General features: G+C 45.1%; 21 protein-coding genes. 13 read left to right on the top strand and 8 right to left on the bottom strand.

The genetic code is table 11. The features are described from left to right. Positions 1 to 67: 67 nt before the first annotated feature. From nusA to QVD32_RS00275, 3 genes are all read right to left on the bottom strand, one after another. Positions 68 to 1,321, bottom strand: coding sequence for a transcription termination factor NusA (nusA, locus tag QVD32_RS00285; protein WP_008862714.1), 1,254 nt, complete (start codon positions 1,319 to 1,321; stop codon positions 68 to 70). A 1-nt stretch (position 1,322) separates the two neighbouring features. After that, positions 1,323 to 1,790: a ribosome assembly cofactor RimP gene (gene rimP / locus QVD32_RS00280; protein WP_287709947.1), complete on the bottom strand. Its 468-nt coding sequence runs from the start codon at positions 1,788 to 1,790 to the stop codon at positions 1,323 to 1,325. 173 nt (positions 1,791 to 1,963) lie between these two features. Beyond that, positions 1,964 to 2,674, bottom strand: a complete 711-nt coding sequence (locus QVD32_RS00275) for a M48 family metallopeptidase (RefSeq protein WP_021891505.1) — start codon at positions 2,672 to 2,674, stop codon at positions 1,964 to 1,966. A gap of 952 nt (positions 2,675 to 3,626) precedes the next feature. Between QVD32_RS00275 and QVD32_RS00270 the strand changes: the two genes are divergently transcribed. Next, on the top strand, positions 3,627 to 3,953 hold the full coding sequence (locus QVD32_RS00270) for a PadR family transcriptional regulator (protein ID WP_021891506.1): 327 nt from the start codon (positions 3,627 to 3,629) through the stop codon (positions 3,951 to 3,953). Between the two features lie 17 nt (positions 3,954 to 3,970). Beyond that, on the top strand, positions 3,971 to 5,035 hold the full coding sequence (locus tag QVD32_RS00265) for a PspC domain-containing protein (protein WP_008862718.1): 1,065 nt from the start codon (positions 3,971 to 3,973) through the stop codon (positions 5,033 to 5,035). Positions 5,036 to 5,117: 82 nt separating this feature from the next. Here QVD32_RS00265 and QVD32_RS00260 read toward each other — a convergent pair whose 3' ends face one another. Both QVD32_RS00260 and QVD32_RS00255 read right to left on the bottom strand, forming a co-directional pair. Further along, positions 5,118 to 5,993, bottom strand: coding sequence for an NAD kinase (locus QVD32_RS00260; protein WP_118686939.1), 876 nt, complete (start codon positions 5,991 to 5,993; stop codon positions 5,118 to 5,120). Positions 5,994 to 6,004: 11 nt separating this feature from the next. After that, positions 6,005 to 6,661 (bottom strand): CBS domain-containing protein, encoded by a 657-nt coding sequence (locus QVD32_RS00255; protein WP_118686940.1) that lies wholly within the window; start codon positions 6,659 to 6,661, stop codon positions 6,005 to 6,007. Positions 6,662 to 7,075: 414 nt separating this feature from the next. Between QVD32_RS00255 and QVD32_RS00250 the strand changes: the two genes are divergently transcribed. The 4 genes from QVD32_RS00250 to tolA are packed head-to-tail and all read left to right on the top strand — an operon-like array spanning position 7,076 to position 9,702. Next, positions 7,076 to 7,789 (top strand): pyridoxine 5'-phosphate synthase, encoded by a 714-nt coding sequence (locus QVD32_RS00250; protein ID WP_021891509.1) that lies wholly within the window; start codon positions 7,076 to 7,078, stop codon positions 7,787 to 7,789. Between the two features lie 18 nt (positions 7,790 to 7,807). After that, on the top strand, positions 7,808 to 8,512 hold the full coding sequence (locus QVD32_RS00245; RefSeq protein ID WP_008862723.1) for a MotA/TolQ/ExbB proton channel family protein: 705 nt from the start codon (positions 7,808 to 7,810) through the stop codon (positions 8,510 to 8,512). A gap of 10 nt (positions 8,513 to 8,522) precedes the next feature. Continuing rightward, on the top strand, positions 8,523 to 8,939 hold the full coding sequence (locus QVD32_RS00240; RefSeq protein ID WP_008862724.1) for an ExbD/TolR family protein: 417 nt from the start codon (positions 8,523 to 8,525) through the stop codon (positions 8,937 to 8,939). A 16-nt stretch (positions 8,940 to 8,955) separates the two neighbouring features. Beyond that, complete coding sequence (tolA, locus tag QVD32_RS00235) at positions 8,956 to 9,702, top strand: cell envelope integrity protein TolA (protein WP_118686941.1); 747 nt, start codon at positions 8,956 to 8,958, stop codon at positions 9,700 to 9,702. Positions 9,703 to 10,122: 420 nt separating this feature from the next. Here the strand turns inward: tolA and QVD32_RS00230 are convergent, their stop codons facing one another. Then, complete coding sequence (locus QVD32_RS00230) at positions 10,123 to 11,094, bottom strand: PCMD domain-containing protein (RefSeq protein ID WP_287709946.1); 972 nt, start codon at positions 11,092 to 11,094, stop codon at positions 10,123 to 10,125. A gap of 346 nt (positions 11,095 to 11,440) precedes the next feature. On the opposite strand from QVD32_RS00230, the gene QVD32_RS00225 reads away from it, so the two are divergent. Genes QVD32_RS00225 through QVD32_RS00210 form a run of 4 tightly spaced genes read left to right on the top strand, consistent with a single transcriptional unit; the run spans position 11,441 to position 15,085 of the window. After that, positions 11,441 to 12,214 (top strand): DUF1295 domain-containing protein, encoded by a 774-nt coding sequence (locus QVD32_RS00225; protein ID WP_008862727.1) that lies wholly within the window; start codon positions 11,441 to 11,443, stop codon positions 12,212 to 12,214. 4 nt (positions 12,215 to 12,218) lie between these two features. Further along, complete coding sequence (locus tag QVD32_RS00220) at positions 12,219 to 13,466, top strand: NADH:flavin oxidoreductase (RefSeq protein WP_021891512.1); 1,248 nt, start codon at positions 12,219 to 12,221, stop codon at positions 13,464 to 13,466. Beyond that, positions 13,453 to 14,250 (top strand): SDR family NAD(P)-dependent oxidoreductase, encoded by a 798-nt coding sequence (locus QVD32_RS00215; protein ID WP_021891513.1) that lies wholly within the window; start codon positions 13,453 to 13,455, stop codon positions 14,248 to 14,250. Before QVD32_RS00220 ends, QVD32_RS00215 begins: the two co-directional genes overlap by 14 nt. Further along, entirely contained in the window at positions 14,243 to 15,085 is an 843-nt protein-coding gene (locus QVD32_RS00210) for an SDR family NAD(P)-dependent oxidoreductase (protein ID WP_021891514.1), read from the top strand. Before QVD32_RS00215 ends, QVD32_RS00210 begins: the two co-directional genes overlap by 8 nt. A gap of 756 nt (positions 15,086 to 15,841) precedes the next feature. Here QVD32_RS00210 and QVD32_RS00205 read toward each other — a convergent pair. Next, on the bottom strand, positions 15,842 to 16,840 hold the full coding sequence (locus tag QVD32_RS00205; RefSeq protein ID WP_021891516.1) for a class II fructose-bisphosphate aldolase: 999 nt from the start codon (positions 16,838 to 16,840) through the stop codon (positions 15,842 to 15,844). Between the two features lie 393 nt (positions 16,841 to 17,233). On the opposite strand from QVD32_RS00205, the gene speA reads away from it, so the two are divergent. The 3 genes from speA to QVD32_RS00190 are packed head-to-tail and all read left to right on the top strand — an operon-like array spanning position 17,234 to position 20,402. After that, a complete protein-coding gene (gene speA / locus QVD32_RS00200) occupies positions 17,234 to 19,132 on the top strand; it encodes a biosynthetic arginine decarboxylase (RefSeq protein WP_008862733.1) in 1,899 nt (632 codons plus the stop codon). Positions 19,133 to 19,188: 56 nt separating this feature from the next. Beyond that, positions 19,189 to 19,944 carry a tRNA pseudouridine(38-40) synthase TruA gene (truA, locus tag QVD32_RS00195; RefSeq protein WP_118687107.1) on the top strand — a complete coding sequence of 252 codons (756 nt, stop codon included), beginning with the start codon at positions 19,189 to 19,191 and terminating at the stop codon, positions 19,942 to 19,944. 14 nt (positions 19,945 to 19,958) lie between these two features. Beyond that, positions 19,959 to 20,402, top strand: coding sequence for a GNAT family N-acetyltransferase (locus QVD32_RS00190; protein ID WP_021891519.1), 444 nt, complete (start codon positions 19,959 to 19,961; stop codon positions 20,400 to 20,402). A gap of 45 nt (positions 20,403 to 20,447) precedes the next feature. Here QVD32_RS00190 and lgt read toward each other — a convergent pair whose 3' ends face one another. Then, positions 20,448 to 21,272 (bottom strand): prolipoprotein diacylglyceryl transferase, encoded by an 825-nt coding sequence (gene lgt / locus QVD32_RS00185; RefSeq protein WP_021891520.1) that lies wholly within the window; start codon positions 21,270 to 21,272, stop codon positions 20,448 to 20,450. Positions 21,273 to 21,529 lie beyond the last annotated feature (257 nt).

Raw genomic sequence — 21,529 nt, 5'->3', positions numbered from 1 at the left:
AATGGAAGAATTAAAGATGCCTCCGACAAAGGCACAAAGACCGCATTGTATCGGTCCCGAAAACGGATTACTCTTCAAACTCCGCTTTCAAAATAGCGAGAACTTCGTCCACGGTGTTCTCTTCGAGGTCGGCTTTCTCGATCAATGTTTCACGAGGCAACGCAAGCACACTCTTCGCAGTAGCGCATCCGATACCTTTCAAGGCCTCGATCACCCAGTCGTCGATTTCGTCGCTGAATTCGTCGAGATAAATATCCTCCTCTTCTTCCTCGTCTATATCTCTGTAAACATCGATATTGTAACCCGTAAGCATGCAAGCCAGCTTAATATTCAAGCCACCTTTACCGATAGCCAACGAGACCTCTTCGGGTTTAAGAAACACCTCTGCTTTCTTCTCCTCTTCATTCAACCGGATCGAAGAAATCTTGGCCGGACTCAAAGCGCGTTGTATAAACAGAGATGGATTGGCCGTGTAATTAATGACATCGATATTTTCATTGCGCAATTCCCGGACAATACCATGTATACGCGAACCTTTCACACCCACGCAAGCTCCTACCGGATCAATACGATCGTCATACGATTCAACGGCAATTTTAGCACGCTCTCCCGGAATACGGGCAATCGCCCTTATCAAAATCAAACCGTCGTGAATTTCGGGCACTTCGAGCTCGAAAAGACGACGAAGAAATTCATTGGACGTACGGGATACCAAAATTTTAGGATTGTTGTTCTTGTTATCGACTTCCAACACGACAGCCCGCACGGTCTCACCCTTCCGGTAAAAATCCGAAGGTATCTGTTCGGCTTTCGGCAACAGCAACTCATTACCGTCGTCATCGATCAACAACATCTCCTTTTTCCAAATCTGGTAAACTTCGGCACTTACCAACTCGCCTATTTTATCTTTATATCTATTGTAAATGGCATCTTTTTGCAAATCGAGAATCTTCGAAGCCAGCGTTTGGCGCAAGTTCAAGATAGCTCGACGACCGAATTTCTCGAAATGCACCTCGTCGGTCATCTCCTCGCCGACCTCGAAATCGGGGTCGGTTTTCCGAGCCTCCGACAAAGAAACCTGCAAATTACTGTCGGTCACCGCTCCGTCTTCCACAATCTCACGGTTACGCCATATTTCGAAATCCCCCTTCGTCGGATTCACGATTATATCGAAGTTTTCATCGGTCCCGAACATCTTTGCCAATACGTTGCGGAAAGATTCTTCCAGCACACTAATCATCGTAGTTATTTCGATGTTCTTCAACTCTTTGAACTCTGCAAAGGTATCGACCATGCTAACGGGTTCCTCTTTTTTTGCCATATTATTTAAATCTGATTAGATATTTTGTATATTTTACTTCATCATATCCAAAAGCAAGGTCTTCCTCGACCTCCACTTTTCGTTTACTGGTTTCGCTCTTTACTTTCTTGGTTATCGTCACGACAAATTTCTCCGAATCGGCACTTTTCAATATCCCCGAAAGTTTCATGCCGTTTTTGGTCAACAATTCCACTTCCTTGCCTATATTTTTCTTGTACTGCCCGAGGACTTTGAACGGAGAGGTAATCCCTGCCGACCCAACCTCCAATTCATAATCTTCGACATCTCGGTCGAGCTTCGATTCCAAAAAACGATGTAACGCCACGCAGCGATCTATATCCACACCCTCTTCGTTATCTATTTCCACGACAATCACATTATCGGGTTTTACTTGTACATCGACTACGAAACAGTCGCTTCCGATCAACCCTTCTTCAACAAATGCCTCTATTTCTTTTTTATCTATCATAACGACTCTATGCAAAGAAAAAAACGAGGGGACATCATTGCCCCCTCTTCCATTCCAACCGCCACAAAGATAGCACAATATTATATAATACGCAACTCCACAGATTCCCTACGAACCAAAATAGGATAATTCGCACCTAAAATTTAAATATTTTTCAACAAATATATTCTTATTTAATATAATAAAAATGCGAAAGAACGCAATTGTTTCCGCAACAAAAGTTCTCTGCCCCCACAATAACGATTACACAAAGCATGAAATAATGGACTGTGATCCATATATTTTAGATGAGCGAGCTCATGGCAAATAACATAATCGATCAACTCTTCGGGTAGGTACATCAAATAAAACGACAACTGTATCTCTCCCCGACGGGTACAATGCCCCAACTTTCGCCGCCCGCGACCTATCGTTACCGAAACCACTGGCAACCCCAATCTCGACGAGATTTGATTCAGCCTCCGAGGTAAAACCTCTTGCGCTCTTCTGTAAACGAAACGACCCACTCCCCGCGACAACGTTTTCCGTACATTCGTCTCATTCAAATCGATTCCCGGAGGACAAAACACCTGTAAACAATCACCCTCATACCGAAATAAAAACTTATTCGACACACCCGGCAATAAACATATATCTCCTCCATAGCAAGGAATACTATCGCCCGTAGACAAAACTCGATTTTTCCGTATCGTCACGCTTCGAGACACCAACACCCTCAGTTTTTCACGGTTATCGTCCACTGCCGATTTCACCCGGTTTACAGCATATCCTTCCGGGCAAGTAATCTGCAAACCATTATCCTTTACTCTAAATATCAAACGGCACGCCCGACTATCCGAACGAATATAAATCTCCCCGAATTCCTCGTCTCGATAAACAAACATCTACTTTCTCCTTTTCCATTTGCGAAGATAATGGAATTGGAGCACTTGAACAAAATCGGACAAAAATGGCTCGATCGATAATTAGTCGGGATATCGGCTTAAAAAAAAATCGGAGGCGATTCTCCTTTAACTTCTCTCTTGTATTCACAGACAGATATGAAAAAGAATATTTGAAGCAGCATTATAAGTCCTCTTCCCTTCTGCGTCCCGCAGCCTTACGAGGTGTTTTGCAACGACAAAAATCGAAGCAGGGAAGAAAGCGAAATTCATACCAATCTCTCCCACTGTGTTACGCAGAGATATAGCGGGAGTGCTCGAAAAGCGGAAGAGCTAAATCAAGAAAAACACAAAAAGGTGTTAACGACAGAATACTATTATCCTCCTGCCCTGCGCACGCATATGCGATAGGGGAGAAGTGTAAAATCTATCCTTATACCAAAAAAGAGAATATTCCTTTAACCACCCCACCTATACCCTGTGGCATTGCAAAGCACTCACTCCTCCACTGTGTTTTGTAACGCAAAATATAGGGGAGGTGGCACGAAGTGACAGAGGGGTTAAATAAATATCCACAACAGAGGAAACGCATCAAGGTATCAACACTCTCCCTCTGCTCATCGTAGATGAGATAGGGGGAGTGCCCCCAGAGCGAGGGGGTTAAACTCTCAAAAACATAATTTATTATCTTCTCAATCCTTCTCTGAAAAGATCGAAATGTAATTATCGCTAAAATTCATGTCTATCCCATGAATTTTCCATTGAATCCAAAAACGCTCTCCCCCACGAAAAGAATTGTCGGTAAAATCTATTTACCACCGGTTCCCCAAAAATAGTTTCGCTCCACAACAAAACCGAAATAACACCCCATTAGTTAAAAAATCATATTTATTTAGTACTATGCTATACAAACTACCAAATTATACCTATATTTGTGTTGTAAAAGGTACTAAACATGAATACAGACAACGTTAAATCTCAGATGAGAAAAGGGATACTGGAATATTGTACCCTGTTGATCCTTCAAAAAAGAAGAGCCTATGTTTCTGATATTATCCAATCGCTCAAAGAGGCGAAACTCATTGTAGTGGAGGGAACGCTATACCCACTTCTTTCCCGCCTTAAAAACTCCGGATTACTTACTTACGTTTGGGAAGAATCCACGCAAGGCCCCCCGAGGAAGTATTATGAACTTACTCCCGAAGGAACTGTTTTTCTAAACGAACTCGACAGCGCTTGGAAAGAATTGAATCAAGTCATCGACCACATCAAAGAACAATAAACTAAATACACTTTTATATGAAAAAGACCGTAACCGTCAATCTCGACAAAACGATTTTCAATATCGACGACGATGCCTATACCGTCCTCGAATCTTATTTAGAAGCACTACACGACCATTTCAAAAAAGAAGAAGGCGGGCAAGAAATCATGAACGACATCGAAAGCCGCATTTCCGAACTTTTCAAGGAAAGGTTAGGGTTCGGCATGCAAGTAATCACCCTACAAGAGGTCAACGAAGTCATCGCCATAATGGGCCAACCGGACGAAATAGAAAACCCACTCGATTCGGGGACGGCTCCCGACAATAATGCAGATGGTGATAACTCTGGGCAAACGACCGATACTTCGAACAACGAATCTCATAAATCGACCAAACGGCTGTACCGCGACCCCGACAATCGCATATTAGGAGGTGTAGCATCCGGTATGGGCTACTATTTCGGTATAGACACGGTAGCCATTCGCGTCATCATGGTATTGCTGTTACCCTTATGGGCTTCATCGGTATGGATATATCTGTTACTTTGGATATGTATTCCCGAAGCCCGCACGACCTCTCAAAAACTCGAAATGCGAGGTGAAACACCCACTGTCGACAATATCAAAAGAGCCGTAGAAGAAGAAAAAGAAAATGTCTCCCGAAACGGAGGTGTCGCCAATTCGATTTGGCGAAGCATAGGGAGTATATTCCGTGGACTTTTCAAATTCATATTTATTTGTATCGGCGGGCTTATCGCCATATCCATTATCGGAGCCTTAGTTACCTGCATCATCAGTATTCTAGGTTTCTTTTTCTTAGGAACAGCAACCATAACGACCCCTTTCTTCTCGATTTTTCCCGGAGGGATGCACGTTCTTAACGGACATTGGGAACTGGTTGTATTCACACTCTCGCTATTTTTTACTTTCGGTATCCCTCTGTATGCCATACTTCGAGCCGTATTAGGATCTATATTCCACTGGAAAGCCCAATCGTCGGCACTCAACATTTTCCTGCTGGTTCTTTGGATACTTTCTCTGGTCGGGCTATTCGTCTCTACTTTCATTTATATTCCCGAATATCCATTATTAAATCTATAAAGCTCCATAATTAGAAAGAGAACGCCGCAAAACTGCCGGGAAACCGCAGTTTGTGGCGTTCTTGCTTTATAGAAAAATCGGGTCACTCCCGTTTATCGACCCCCCACATCAATTTCGCACGAAGCGTTGCCGAAAAACTATGCTCCAATCGTTTCACTACTTTTATGGAAAACGGAGCCTTTCGCAACACGACTTGCGAATCTGTATCCAACATAACCGAACGACCGTCGAGACTCAACAAATAACTATGGTTGCGGCTATCCACACGCAACGTAATATTCATATCGTCATTCACGACCAACGGTCGAACCGTCAAACTGTGCGGCGCCACAGGCGAAATAACCCAATTGGCAGCCCGAGGCATAATAATAGGGCCTCCTACACTCATCGAATAAGCGGTCGAGCCGGTAGGTGTCGCCACGATTAAACCATCGGCCTGATAGGTATTCAAATAACTATCTCCCACAGTCGTATGAATGGAAATCATCGATGAAGTATCCTGCTTCAAGACAGCGACCTCATTAAGAGCATAAGGCCAAAAATTCTCCGACAAACCGTTAAACTCGACTTGAAGCAACGATCGCTCCTCTATTTTATACTTTCCCTCTAAAATTTCGTTCAATACCGGTTCTACTTCTTCGGCAGGGACATCGGCTAAAAAGCCCAGACGACCGATATTCACACCCAAAACAGGAATACCCCTGTCGCCTATTTTTTCGGCAGCCCGCAGAAAAGTACCGTCCCCGCCGATACTCAATGCCATATCGGCAGTATAATCGCTTCGACAATCGGTCTCCCCGATTCTATAACAAACATCGGGAAATTCTTTCGATAAAAAATCATAAAAATCCCCGTGCGCTACAAGCTCCGCCTCGGTACGGGACAATGTCTGCAACACATGCCGAATTTGTTCCGATCGAGATGGTTGATAAGTATGCCCGAATAATAAGATCCTCATATATTTCTACTTCACATTTCAAGATAATACATCAATTCTTTTATCCTTTGTTCTATCCGCTCGTCCATGACTCCATACAACTGGTAACAACTCACTACCCGATAATCGAACCGCTCCAACGAACGAAGCACAGGGGCGGCATCTTCCCTGTCTATTCGCAAACAAGCCTTCCATATACCTGTTTTCTCATCGGGACGAATCATCAAATTCATCACTCGACAATCGTTATCCTCCACCAATCGAGTCAACTCGGTAGCCGAATAATCTTCTCGCGGAATCTCCAATTCAATAATCGCTCCCGAAGAAGAGGTTTGGCACAAATGAGCGACCGCAACCAAAGCCGAATGAATGGATATCGCGCCCACATAACGGCGATCGGTCGTTACCACCGGAAGTATATCGTCGGAGTATTGAGCAAGTTGATTGACGACATCGAACAAATGGCTCTCTTCCCGAACAGACGGAGTACGCCAGTTTTCGCGCCCGATCTTTCCGGCTACATCGTCCCGAAGCAGCTCTTTCTCATGAACGACTCCGACATACGAGCCCTCGTCCACAATCGGCAAACTCGACAATCCAGACATCTGCATCGTCGCCAACCCTTGTTTGACCGACATTCCCGGGGTTAAAAGAGGTATTTCGGGCAATATCATATCTTTTGCTTTCATTTTTTGCTCATATTTCTGTAATTCGTATTATTTTTGCGGTAAAGATTATACAAAAATAATGAAAGGTGTGTGCAGGATAAAACAAATCCGTTTGCTTTTTACGCCGGACTGCACCTTCTTTTCGCATTTTATGCAAATATAGTGAAAGGTGAGTGCAGAGACAAGAGGGAATTATATTTCCGATTTGACTATGCCGAACCGAATCCTGTATTCGTGTTTACAAATATAGTGAAAGGTGAGTGCAAAGGCAAACGGAAATCATATTTCCGACTTGGCTTTGCCGAAACGAGTCCTACACTATACAAATATAGGTATTTTTTCGGTGGACAAACCCGTCGGATTGTTTGAGTTAAAATTATTACCGACAATACCGAAGGTTTCAACACCAAAGCGAGATAAGGTTAATAAAGAGAAATGACAAAATTAAGTGTAAATGTCAACAAAATAGCCACCTTGCGAAACGCAAGAGGCGGTAATATTCCAAACGTGTTAAAAGTCACTTTGGACTGTGAATCATTCGGAGCAGAAGGTATCACGGTTCACCCCCGTCCCGACGAACGCCACATACGTTATGCCGATGTGTATGAATTGAGACCGGCTGTAAGCACCGAATTCAACATCGAAGGTTATCCCTCCGAAAAATTTCTCGATATGGTTCTCAAAGTGAAACCCACGCAAGTGACACTCGTTCCCGATGCACACGATGTCATTACATCAAATGCAGGTTGGGACACCAAAAACAACTTCGATTTTCTTTCCAAAGTGGTCGACCTTTGTAAATCAGCGAATATACGAACCTCCATTTTCGTAGAACCGGATTTAGAGATAGTCGAATACGCCGCAAAAACCGGAGCCGACCGTATCGAATTATATACCGAGCCCTACGCCGTTCGCTATCCACAAGACAAAGAAGATGCGATAAAACCATTCGTCGAAGCAGCCGAGCATGCACGCGGCTTGGGATTAGGCGTAAACGCCGGGCACGATTTAAGCCTTGAAAACCTCCGGTTCCTGCATGAAAGAATCCCTTTCCTAAGCGAAGTATCCATCGGGCATTGCCTCATCTGCGACGCTCTGTATTTAGGTCTGCGGGAAACCATCAAACAATATAAAGAATGCCTGAAATAATCCATTAAACCGAACGCCATGAATTTATTGACATTGCTTTTGCAGACTACCGACACGCTTGTGACTCCCCCTGTTCTGACACCCACGGTCGAAACCGCAGGTGATTTGAACCTTTGGGAACTCGCCTGCAAGGGAGGAATCATCATGATTCCCCTTTTGTTGCTCTCCTTGTTATCCATCTACATTTTCTTCGAAAGGCTGCAAGTCATCAGACGAGCCGCACGCGAAGACAATACGTTTATGGAACGGATCAAAGACTATATCCACGAAGGCGATATAGATAGTGCATTGAAACTCTGCAAAAAAACCAATACGCCCTATTCCCGACTTATCGCCAAAGGTATCTCTCGCTTGGGTCGTCCCATGAACGATGTTTTAGTAGCCATCGAAAACGTGGGAAACATCGAGATCGCCAAACTCGAAAAAGGATTTCCGTGGTTAGCGACAACCGCCGCGGGAGCACCCATGTTGGGATTCCTCGGGACCGTCACTGGTATGGTGAGGGCTTTCTACAACATGGCATCGGCCGGAAACAATGCCGATATCTCCACGCTGTCGGGAGGTATTTATGAAGCACTGGTAACGACCGTAGCCGGTCTCATCGTCGGAATTATCGCACTCTTTGCCTATAACTATCTCGTATCACGTGTAGACGGGGTGATGAATCAGTTGGAAGCGAAGACTATGGAATTTATGGATTTGCTCAACGAGCCGGCAGAATAATTCGGACATCATGGCACTCAAACGAAGACATAAAATAGACGCGACGTTTAGTATGGCATCGATGACCGATGTCATATTCCTGTTGCTCATATTCTTCATGATCACCTCTACGATCGTCTTTCCCAACTCCATAAAGGTAAACCTTCCGCAAAGCAATCAGCAAGCGGCGGCCAAACCGCTCACACGGGTAACGATCGATGAAAATTTGAACTATTACATCGCTTTCGGAAACGAAGCGGCACAACCTGTCACATACGACCAACTGGTACAGAAATTGGCAGAAACCCCGCAACACGACACCGAGCGATTCGTCGCTCTTTATGCCGACGAAACAGTCCCCTATCGCGAAATTGTCAAAATACTCAATATAGCCAACGACAACCGATTGAAAATGGTACTGGCCGCCAAGCCCGTACACAACCCATAACCCTTTTCCGTTTTCCGTGGAACAACAGAAAAAAGATAAAATACTGGCACTTGTCACGACAATCGTCTTGCACATAGTCGTCCTGTTTGTCTTGTGGCTCACTTTCTTAGGAAAGGAACCCGTCGGCACAGGCAGCGGCGTATTGGTACAAGTAGGTTTTGTAGATGAATCGGCAGGTATGTTCGAATCGAATGCCGATCGTCCCGAACAAACCGCTGCGGAACGTCCCCGTGAAAATGAAGATGAGCTCCTGACTCAAACCGATGAGGAAAGCATACACATCGAAAAAAAAGAAGATAAAAAAGATAAAACCATACAAGAGAATAAAAAAGACGAGCGCATAGCCAATCAAGTCAAAAATGCTTTCGGGAAAGGAGTTTCCAATGACGGCAGCAGAGGCGATAGCGACGAAGGAAGCGGCACGCAGGGCAATCCGTTCGGTAACTCTTCGACCGGCGAAATAACCGGTGTGGGAGGATATGGAGGATACAACCTCGGCGGACGCGGACTCGTAGGTTCATTACCATATCCCGAATACGACAACAGTAACGATGCCGGTATCATCGCCATATCCATAACCGTAGATCCGCAAGGAAAAGTCATCAGTGCTATCGCTACGGTTAACGGCAGCAAAGGCACGGCATTCTCCAACCCGAAGTTGCGGGCATCCGCCGAAGCCGCCGCCCGCAAATCGCGATTCGAGCGCAGCACGGGTTCCTCCAATCAAACAGGAGTTATCATCTATATCTTCAAACAAAATTAAGCACTTCTTTACTACGGAATTAAAGTCGAAAGGAGAAACCTCTCGACTCCTTTCCTCTTGTCCCTCGCACCTTCGGCTTGTCCCGTAGCCTTACGGGGTGTTTTGCATCGCAAAATATAGGGGAGGTGTCCGAAGGACGGAAGGGTTAAATAAATATCCACAACAGAGGAAACGTATCAAGGTATCAACACTCTCCCTCTGCTCATCGTAGATGAGATAAGGGGAGTGCCCGCAGGGCGAGGGGGTTAAATCTCTCAAAAACATAATTTATTATCTTCTCAATCCTTCTCCGAAGAGCCTGAAATGTAGCTATCGTCAAGCAATTCATCGCTAAAATTCACGTCTACCCCACAGTTTTCCTACTAAACTAAAAGAACAGTGCAATAAACGTAGAAATAGCGAGAGAATAATTTACGCCGTCTAATACCCCAACGCTATATTATCGATCCAAAAAGTATTGCCCAATCCTCCTATATAGGCCGTTCCACAAGTAGCCGAAGCCATTACCAACATGTGCGTTACCGGTTCGTCGGCTTCTCCCCAACCCACTTCGACCACCGGAACCATATCGCCTTTGCTGTTTCGGCAATAATACGATTTATCTTCGGGAATAAGCCCCATATAAGATTTGTAAAAAGGCTTATCGGTAATATCCCCGTAGTGAATAGGCACACTATGACCGTTAACCCAATCGGGTGTACTCTTTATATATCGTTCTCTCCCAGTGCCCACACGACGAGCATACACATTTCCGTCCTCATCTTCCCACCGGTGCTGCAACAAAATATATACTTCCGCGCTATCTCTTCCGGCCAACTGTTTCCGAGAACTGAATCCGGTCGATTCCGTACGGAAATCATCGGGCGAAGCCTTATATTTATAATCGAAAATCAATCGCACGGGACGTTTGGTGAACGGTATACCCATTTCCATTTTACCATAAGGATTACTCGTCGAACGAATCGGCTCGTTCACCTCTCCTAAAAAAATACTCCCGCTCACCAACACGTGAAGATTCATCATACCCAACACACGACAATCCTCTATGACGGTCTCCATACAAGCACAAGTCCCGCCATCTTGACGTTTCTCCGGTCGTACGGTATTACTGGCCTTCACTATTCCCATTACATTCGCCATCACATTCGACGACGCCCAGGGAGAACCGCCCATGTTCCGATACGCTTTATTCCCTTTGATATACTGTGTCGGAGCGATGGCGTATACAGTCTTCGTTTTTCCTCCCAACAAAGCAGATTCCTTGATTTCACGAGTTACCCAATGTTCAAAATCGCCGAAAGCTATCGGTTCCACATGTTGAGCCCTCAGACTCACCGGCTCCAAAAGACCGAGCAAAATAATAAACAAACTTAGTTTTCGCATCTTTTTCATCTTAATTTTCACAAAGTCAGACGTTACAAAATTAAATCCTCCTTCGATTTATTGTGGACAATTATCTATTTTTAAATATTCACAGGTCCTCATTTTGTATAAAACCTTTCTATTCCGCTTTTTGTTCGAAACAAAAAATGTTTCTTTATGTAAAAATACAGAGGGTTTCAGAAAAGTATTTAAATCGGAAACGATCTCTTTAATTTTCATTATTTTTGCAATATGTATGAAAATAGAAGCGGTTTAACACGAGAAAAAACATATTCGTCTTACTCGGCCCCTATCCCATCATGCGTTATTTTTGTAAAAACATTACTATTCATTTATCTTATATCGAAAAAACACAATGGACACGGCTACATTCAATACATTCCTCGTCGTCATGGCCGTTACGGCACTTATCGTTTTCATCGCGCTACATTTTATCAACGCGGGCTACGGTATGCTTTTCGATAAAAAATGGGGAGCATCACTTTCCAATCGCATAGGCTGGATCGTCATGGAAGCTCCGGTATTTATCGCCATGATTTTCTTATGGATTTTCGCCACCGACGAATACCGGTTCGACCCGATTCGAATCACATTCCTCGTCTTGTTTCAAATTCATTATTTCCAACGCTCTTTCATATTCCCCTTTCTCATTAAAGGGAATAGCCGCATGCCACTCAGTATCGTGAGTATGGGTATCATCTTCAACCTGCTCAACGCACTCATGCAAGGAGGTTGGATCTTTTATATCTCACCCCTAGACTACTACACTGCCGAATGGTTCTATTCTCCGCAATTCATCATCGGAGTTATTATCTTCTTTGCGGGAATGTTTATCAACATTCAATCCGACTCCATTATACGCCACCTGCGCAAGCCCGGTGACCGACGGCATTACATACCGCAGGGAGGAATGTTCCGATGGGTATCGTCGGCAAACTATTTTGGAGAATGGCTCGAATGGGTAGGATTCGCTATCCTCACTTGGTCATGGGCCGGAGTCGTATTCGCTTGGTGGACATTCGCCAACCTCGCCCCACGGTCGGCGGCTCTTTACAAGCGATACAGCGAAGAGTTCGGAGAAGAATTTACAAAAGAAAAACGAAAAAAAATAATACCCTTCATCTATTGACAACATGGATAACGAATATTCCCAAAAACAGGCCATACTGTTCACTCCGGCTTCGATAGGCCCGATAACCCTGAGAAACCGCACAATCCGCTCAGCGGCGTTCGAAGGCATGTGCGACCATAACGCACCCACCGAAATGCTCTATGACTACCATCGCAGCGTAGCGGCAGGGGGTATCGGTATGACCACATTGGCCTATGCTTCGGTAACCCGAAACGGGCTCTCGTTCAAACATCAATTATGGATGCGACCCGAAATCGTCAAACCGCTGCGACGCATTACAGATGCCATTCACGACGAGGGAGCCAAAGCCTCCATTCAACTTGGACATTGCGGCAATATGTCGCACCGCAGCACAGCCGGCCAGATTCCCATATCGGCATCGACCGGATTCAACCTCTATTCCCCCACATTTGTGAGAGGAATGCGTAAAGACGAAATCGAGGAAGTCGCAAAAGCCTTTGGCACTGCCGTCAATACAGCACGTGATGCCGGATTCGACGCAGTAGAAATCCATGCCGGACACGGTTATCTCATCAGCCAATTCCTGTCCCCGTACACCAACCGGCGACGTGACGAATACGGAGGCTCGCTCGACAACCGCATGCGATTTATGCGCATGTGCATGGAAAATGTGATGAAAGCGGCCGGAAACGATATGGCGGTAATCGTAAAAACCAACATGAGAGACGGGTTTAAGGGAGGTATCGAAATCGACGAAGGCATACTCATCGCACAAGAACTCGAACGCTTGGGAGCCCATGCCTTAGTATTGAGCGGAGGGTTCGTCAGCAAAGCCCCCATGTATGTCATGCGAGGCGAAATGCCCATTACCTCCATGACTTATTACATGAAAACATGGTGGCTAAAATACGGTGTCAAACTGGCCGGACGATTCATGATACCCAAATCCCCGTTCCGAGAGGCCTATTTTCTGGACGATGCGCTCGAATTTAGAAAAGCATTGAAACTTCCCCTCATTTATGTGGGTGGTTTGGTAGCTCGTCCGACGATCGAAAAGGTGCTCGACCACGGATTCGAATTCGTACAAATGGGACGTGCGCTCATCAACGAACCCGATTTTGTCAACCGCATGAAAAACGAAGGCGAAGAACGTTGCGGGTGCGATCATACGAACTATTGTATCGCCCGCATGTATTCCATCGAAATGGCCTGCCACAAACATTTGGAAGGACAGCTTCCCCCTTGTATCGCACGGGAAATAGAGAAAATGCACCATGCCACGAAATAAAGATCTTTCGGCATACACGGCTCTCGTCACCGGAGCGAGTTCGGGAATCGGGCTCGAATATGCTCGACAGCTAGCTGCGCGGGGAGCTAATTTGGTGATGGTGAGTATCGACCGGGAAGACCTCGATCGGGAAGCAAAAAAGATTGTCGACACCAGTGGCGTATCGGTCGAAACCATTTGCATGGATTTAGCCCAACCCGATGCGGCAAACAAACTTTACGACCACTGCCGACAAAAAGGAATACAAATAGAGATTCTCATCAACAATGCAGGCATATTCTCTTTTCAGGAAATAACACGCACCGATCCGAAGAAGATAGAAACGATGCTCCAACTGCACATCGGTACAATCACTCGCCTGTCCCGCCTCTTTGCCGCAGACATGTGCAACAGGAAACACGGATACATACTCAACATGTCCTCTTTATCCTGTTGGACGCCCTATCCCGGCATAGCGCTCTACACAGCGACCAAAGCCTATATCAGAGTGTTCACTCGGGCTTTGGGCTACGAATTACGCGACTACGGAGTCGTAGCCACAGTCGTTTGTCCCGGAGGCGTTGCCACCGGATTATACGGATTAAAACCCGGGCTACTGAAATTGGGAGTTCGGTTAGGAGTCCTTATGACAACCGAGCGCTTGGTTCGCAAAGCATTAAAAGCCCTGTTCCGAGGCAAAAAACAACTTATCCCCGGAGTATTCAACCGTCTGCTGATTCCTTTGGCATCTGTCATGCCCACCTCCATACGGCTATTTGTCAAACACCGTCTGCTCGATGAATAAAGATTATTACATAGTTACCGGAGCAAACGGTAGCATAGGACAAGCCATTACCGAAGCTCTCGCTGCCCAAAACCTCCCGGTCGTCATGGGCTGCCGGAACATAGCCAAATCACAACCTATCAGACAACGAATCATGGAGAAAACCGGTAATTCCGATATTCTCCTCCTGCCGCTCGACCTTGCCTCATTCCAATCCATATCCCATTTTTGTAAACAACTGGTAGAAACGGGTATCTCCATAAAAGCACTCGTTAATAATGCAGGAGTCATGTGCAAGGACTTCGGTAAAACCGTCGACGGATTCGAAACCTCGATAGGCGTCAACTACATAGGAACCGTTTTTCTCACTGAGTCGCTAATACCGCTCATGCACCCGGGGAGCCGCATTGTCATGACTACTTCGTTAACCCGATATATCGGGAAAATAGATTCCTCTTTTTTCTCCGACTCACCCCGAACCTACAAACGATTCAAGGCATACGGAAAATCGAAACTCGCCCTTACCATATACACTGCACACTTGTCCATGAAAATTCGAGATAAAGGAATATCGGTAAATGCGGCCGACCCCGGTATCGTCGATTCCGACATGATCACCATGCATTCTTGGGTCGATCCGTTAGCCAATCTTTTTTTTCGACCCTTTATCAGCTCACCCCGAAAAGGAGCGATCGGAGCGATCTATGCAGCGAGTGCGCCGGATACGGATAACATTACAGGCGAAATTTTCACAAAACACCGCCATACCCCTATCCCAGCTAAATGGAGAAAGTCTCGGCAAGCCCTATGGTTGCAAAACGAAACCGAAAAAATAATAGCCGGTATTAGGTCGTAAAACGCCCTTGCTTCCGACTGAAAATATAAAATTATACAAGACTTGTATTTTCTTATTAACTCGTCGCAACCGCCTATTAGACATAGTCACGAATGGTAACATAGGCATAATAATATGACAATTATCCAGATACGGAAAGTCCCATCTATCGACATACCTCTATTTAATCATATTTTTATAAACGAACCCCCTTTTTTCAGCACGCAGAATAAGAATTATAATTTTGTTTTTAATTCCGAAAACACTACCTTTGCCAAGTATTCAGATTTACATTTTCTCTTGTTTCAAGGGAAAAAGAAACAAGAGATATCTTTGATATTACGAACAAGTTCTGCCGGAAAAAACAACGATGTGAATCGTTATACTATCAGTCCCCTTTTTTTATGATATCGAGATTCCGGCAGAACTTTCCTTTTTTATATCCTTAGACCAAACAAATAAATATTGACCTCTTTGCACACGGTGCAAGAGAAGTCATCAACAAACACAATCTTGCTCTTATCGAGTTTTACCGGAAAGCAATAAAGCACAATAACAATTCAACCTTCTCCCCTGTGTTTCCGTAGGGAAATATAGGGGAGAGACCGAAGGAACGGTAGTTCCTGAGGAGAGGGGTTAAATGATATATAAAAACACTGCTCCTTCTGATTTCCTACCGAACCTATTTAAATTAATCTCATTTTTATCTCCTAAAAACAAAAACCGCCGAGCTCGTTCAGAACTCGGCGGCATTATGTATGTAATCAAATCCTTCAATTACAATTTACCGGCACTGCCCAATACATTTTCAATTTTGTGTTTGTACAATTTTTCCATGTTGTCACGAGCCGGGCCCAAATATTTACGAGGATCGAATTCTGCGGGTTTCGTCGCAAACACCTCGCGGATAGCGGCTGTCATAGCCAAACGGCTGTCCGAGTCAATGTTGATTTTACAAACGGCCGATTTAGCGGCTTTACGCAATTCCTCTTCGGGAATACCGATAGCGGCATCCAATTTTCCTCCGTATTTGTTGATCGTATCGACCTCTTCTTGGGGTACAGAAGACGAGCCGTGCAATACGATGGGGAAGCCCGGAAGTTTTTCCATAACGGCATCCAATACGTCGAATGCCAAAGGAGGAGGAACCAAACGACCCGTCTTAGGATCTACATGACATTGTTCGGGTTTGAATTTATAAGCTCCGTGAGAAGTACCGATAGAGATAGCCAAAGAATCGCAACCTGTGCGAGTAGCGAAATCGATTACTTCTTCGGGGTCGGTATAAGTGTGATGTTCTGCACTTACCTCGTCTTCTACACCGGCAAGTACACCCAGCTCACCTTCTACCGTTACATCGAATTGGTGAGCATAGTCCACTACTTTCTTAGTCAGAGCTACATTCTCTTCGTAAGGCAAGTGAGAACCGTCGATCATTACCGAAGAAAATCCCATATCGATACAAGATTTGCACAATTCGAACGAATCGCCGTGATCGAGGTGCAGAACGATTTGAGGATGTTCGCAACCCAACTCTTTGGCATATTCCACTGCACCCTGAGCCATATAACGAAGCAATGTTTGGTTGGCATAGTTACGAGCGCCTTTCGAAACTTGGAGAATTACCGGCGATTTAGTTTCAACAGAAGCCTTGATAATAGCCTGTAACTGTTCCATATTGTTAAAGTTGAAAGCGGGAATTGCATAACCGCCTTTGATAGCCTTAGCAAACATCTCTTTGGTGTTTACCAATCCTAATTCTTTGTAGCTTACCATCTTATAATAAATTAATGTTAGTAATTCCTCATGTGAAAAGATTGCGAACAAAATCAATAGGACTTTTCTTATCAGCTAGTCCGGCTTGTTTTCGACAATCGTTGCAAAGATAAACATTTTTGCCGACTCCCTTTATCAACAAGTATAAAAAACATGCATACCGCATACTTTTTTACTAATTTTACATAACGGAAAATGTGGCATTCCACTCTCTTTATATCGATATAACCTGCAAAATGTTCAATAAATATACTCAGAAAAAGGTTAAATCTTTGTACAATCGCACATTATTGCATTTTGAAACCGTTTCTGCTTTCTCTATTCAATTATTATCTGTACTTTTGCCCTCCGTATATTTTTTATAACCCCTTAAATTCAATTCGTTTATAAAAAATGAGAAAATGGCGTATTGAGGACTCCGCCGAACTATATAACATCAATGGGTGGGGCCTGAAATATTTTTCGATCAACGACAAAGGGCACGTCGCTGTAACGCCCCGGGAGGGAAGCGCATCGGTCGATTTGAAAGAATTAATGGACGAGTTACAAGTCCGCGACGTCACATCGCCCGTATTGTTGCGTTTTCCCGATATTCTCGATAATCGTATCGAGAAAATATCCAAATGTTTTCAACAAGCGGCCGACGAATATGGTTACACGGCCAAAAACTTCATCATCTACCCCATCAAGGTCAACCAAATGCGACAGGTGGTGGAAGAGATCGTCAGTCACGGTAAAAAATTCAACATCGGCTTGGAAGCGGGTTCCAAACCCGAATTGCATGCTGTATTGGCAATCAACACCGATGAAAACTCGCTCATCATCTGTAACGGATACAAAGATGAGAACTACGTAGAATTGGCGCTTTTAGCTCAAAAGATGGGACGGCGCATCTTCCTTGTCGTGGAAAAATTGAACGAACTACGTCTCATAGCCGATATTTCCAAACGCTTGAAAATACGTCCGAACATCGGGATTCGCATCAAACTGGCAAGTTCAGGCAGCGGCAAATGGGAAGAAAGCGGAGGTGACGGAAGCAAATTCGGGCTCAATTCCAGCGAATTGTTAGAAGCTCTCGATTTCTTGGAAAAAGCCAAGATGACCGATTGTCTCAAACTGATACACTTCCACATCGGCAGCCAAATCACAAAAATACGCCGCATCAAAAATGCACTCAAAGAAGCCTCGCAATTTTATGTCCAGCTCCAAAACATGGGATTCCATGTAGAGTTTGTCGATATCGGCGGAGGCTTGGGTGTCGATTACGACGGAACCCGCTCCTCATCGAGCGAGAGCAGTATGAACTATTCTATACAGGAGTATGTCAACGACTCCGTCTCGGCGTTGGTCGATGCTTGCGCTAAAAACAATTTGCCGCAACCGAACATCATCACCGAGTCGGGACGATCGCTTACTGCCCATCATTCCGTACTAGTATTCGAAGTACTGGAAACTACCTCGCTCCCGATATGGGACGAGAAAGAGGAACTCGGTGAAAATCCTCACGAACTGGTAGACGAGCTCTATAAAATATGGGACAACATGAATCAACCCCGGTTGCTCGAATCGTGGCATGATGCCCTGCAAATCCGGGAAGAAGCTCTCGACCTGTTCGGGTTGGGGCTACTCGACTTACGTACCCGTGCCCAAATAGAGCAACTATTCTGGTCTGTGGCTCGCGAAGTGAACGAAATCGCCTCCGACATGAAGCATGCTCCCGAAGAACTTCGGAAAATCTCCAAACTTCTGCCCGACAAGTATTTCTGCAACTTCTCTCTGTTCCAGTCGTTACCAGATTCATGGTCGATCGACCAACTTTTCCCCATCATGCCTATCAGTCGGCTCGACGAGCGCCCCGACCGCACGGCAACCATACAAGACATTACTTGCGATTCCGACGGAAAAATCAATAATTTCATCTCATCGCACGGAGCGAACTCGCACCTTGCCGTACATGCGCTCAACAACAAGGAGCCCTATTACATAGGCGTATTCCTCGTGGGAGCCTATCAAGAGATATTGGGAGATATGCACAACCTTTTCGGTGACACGAATGCCGTGCACGTCAGCGTGTACAAAGACCGCTACGAAATAGACCAAGTCATCGATGGCGAGACGGTGGCCGAAGTCCTCGACTACGTGCAGTTCTCACCCAAGAAACTGGTTCGCAGTGTGGAAACATGGGTAACCTCGTCTATGAAAGCCGGCATCATCACTCCCGAAGAAGGTAGAGAATTTCTCTCCAACTACCGATCGGGTTTGTACGGATATACCTATTTAGAAAACGACTAACTTTTCACATGGATTATCGGGACACGAGCTTCCCGGTAATCCATTCCTATTTAAAAATGCAACGCTATTTCATCTACCTTTCTTTCAACGGTGCGCAGTATCATGGTTGGCAAATACAGCCCAATGGAATCACTGTGCAAGAAGTCCTTGAAAAAGCGTTAGCCACATTGCTCCGCCGTGAAACTCCGGTGACAGGAGCGGGACGAACCGACGCCGGCGTCAACGCCCGACTCATGGTTGCCCACTTCGACGCTCCAATACCCCTCGACAATCCGACCGAAACGGCCGACAAACTCAATCGTATTCTGCCGCCCGACATAGCTGTCTACGAAATACGTCCCGTCATTGCCGAAGCACACAGTCGATTCGATGCTTTGAGTCGCACCTACAAATACTACATAATAGATCACAAATCACCATTTATCGAATCCTTCGCCTGCCGTTATCGGGGAGATCTCGACTTCGACAAAATGAATACGGCGGCCGAACAGCTCTACCGATATACCGATTTCACCAGTTTTAGCAAACTGCATACCGATGTTAAAACCAATAATTGCCGAGTGACATTCGCCCGCTGGGAACCCGAAGGCGAACGACATGTATTTACCATCACTGCCGACCGTTTCCTCCGTAACATGGTGCGGGCCATCGTAGGAACGCTGCTCGATGTAGGACAGGGAAAACTATCGGTGGAGGACTTCGGCCATATCATCGAGCAAAAAAACCGTTGCGCCGCTGGAACTTCGGTCCCCGGCAAAGCGCTCTTTCTTCACGACATCGTTTATCCCGACCACCTTTTCCTGCCTCGTTAATCCTTACACGACCTGTGAAAATCAAACACATCACACAAAACAAGGCCGACTTTCTTGACCTGCTTTTATTGGCCGACGAAAGCGAAACTATGATAGCCCGTTATCTCGACCGCGGCGAAATGTTCGCCTTGTATGATGACGATTTGAAAAGTATCTGTATTGTCACACAAGAAGGGAAAAATCTTCACGAAATTAAAAATCTGGCCACCTATCCGCCATTCCAACGACAAGGATATGCCCGTCGGCTAATCGAATACATAGAAAATCGCTATAACGCACCCGGCACGATACTACAAGTCGGCACAGGTGACTCGCCTCTCACGATACCCTTTTACGAGCATTGTGGGTTCCGCTACTCCCATCGTATTCCTCGTTTCTTTACCGACAATTATCCGCACCCTATCTTCGAAGGAGGGAAACAGCTCGTCGATATGATCTATTTGAAAAAAGAACTCTGAGAATTTCTTTCGAAATTTCCCGGACAACGACTCTTGCGCGACCACCTATCGAACCGCTTTCTTCCGTTTCGTGATTACGAAATATAGCCCCAACAAGACAAACGGGATACTCAATATCTGCCCCATATCGATAGGCAATACATTCTCGAAATCCACCTGCCGCTCTTTCAAAAATTCGATAAAGAAGCGGAACAAAAATATCAAAGTAATACACAACCCGAAGTAAAAACCTCGCCCGTAATTATCCTTTTTATATCGAGCGACCCCGACCATAATCAAGAAAAACAGAAAATAAGCGATAGCCTCGTACAACTGAGCCGGGTGACGAGGGAGCATATCCTCACGCTCGAATACAAAAGCCCACGGCACATCGGCGGGCAAACCTATAATTTCGGAATTCATCAAGTTGGCAAGCCGTATGAAACCCGCCGCCAATGGTGCGGCGATACCCATCATATCGAGAATATCGAGATAATGAATCTTGGTCTTGCGACAAAATATAGCAAGGGCTATAATCAACCCCAACGTTCCACCATGACTTGCCAATCCCGCATATCCCGTAAACTTCCAATCGCCATCGGGATAAAAGTGCACCGGCAAAACAATTTCCAACGGGTGACTCAGGTAATAGTCAGGCTCATAAAACAAACAATGTCCTAACCGTGCCCCGATAAAAATACCTAAGAAACTGTATAAAAACAAATTCTGAAACGTATCGACAGGTAAACCCTTCGATTGATACAATTTATAAACCACCTGACTGCCCGCCAAAATGGCGATAAACCAAAAAATACTGTACCAACGTATCGCAATGCCGGCAATCGAAAACAATATGGGATCGGGATTCCAATGGATATATAGCAACTCCATAATTTACAACGATGTATGTTAAAGAAATAGTACAAGCCGAGAGTGGAAACAAACTCACTTGGTTACACCGAGGCACAGTCTATTTTCGTAAAATGCAAAGATAACGCAAGGCACGAAAAGGGCAAAACGGACTTGTCCATTTTTTATTTCGAATCACTACCTATCTGCAATAGACTTTTCAAAAAACAACACAAACAAAGTCCTAATCTACCATCTTCTGCCTCTATATCAAGCAATACAAGTCCTCAGAACGAGAG

This window comes from Barnesiella sp. (genome assembly GCF_022723415.1).
In the GTDB taxonomy this organism is placed as follows: domain Bacteria; phylum Bacteroidota; class Bacteroidia; order Bacteroidales; family Barnesiellaceae; genus Barnesiella; species Barnesiella intestinihominis.
This window is presented reverse-complemented; position numbering and strand designations above follow the sequence as displayed.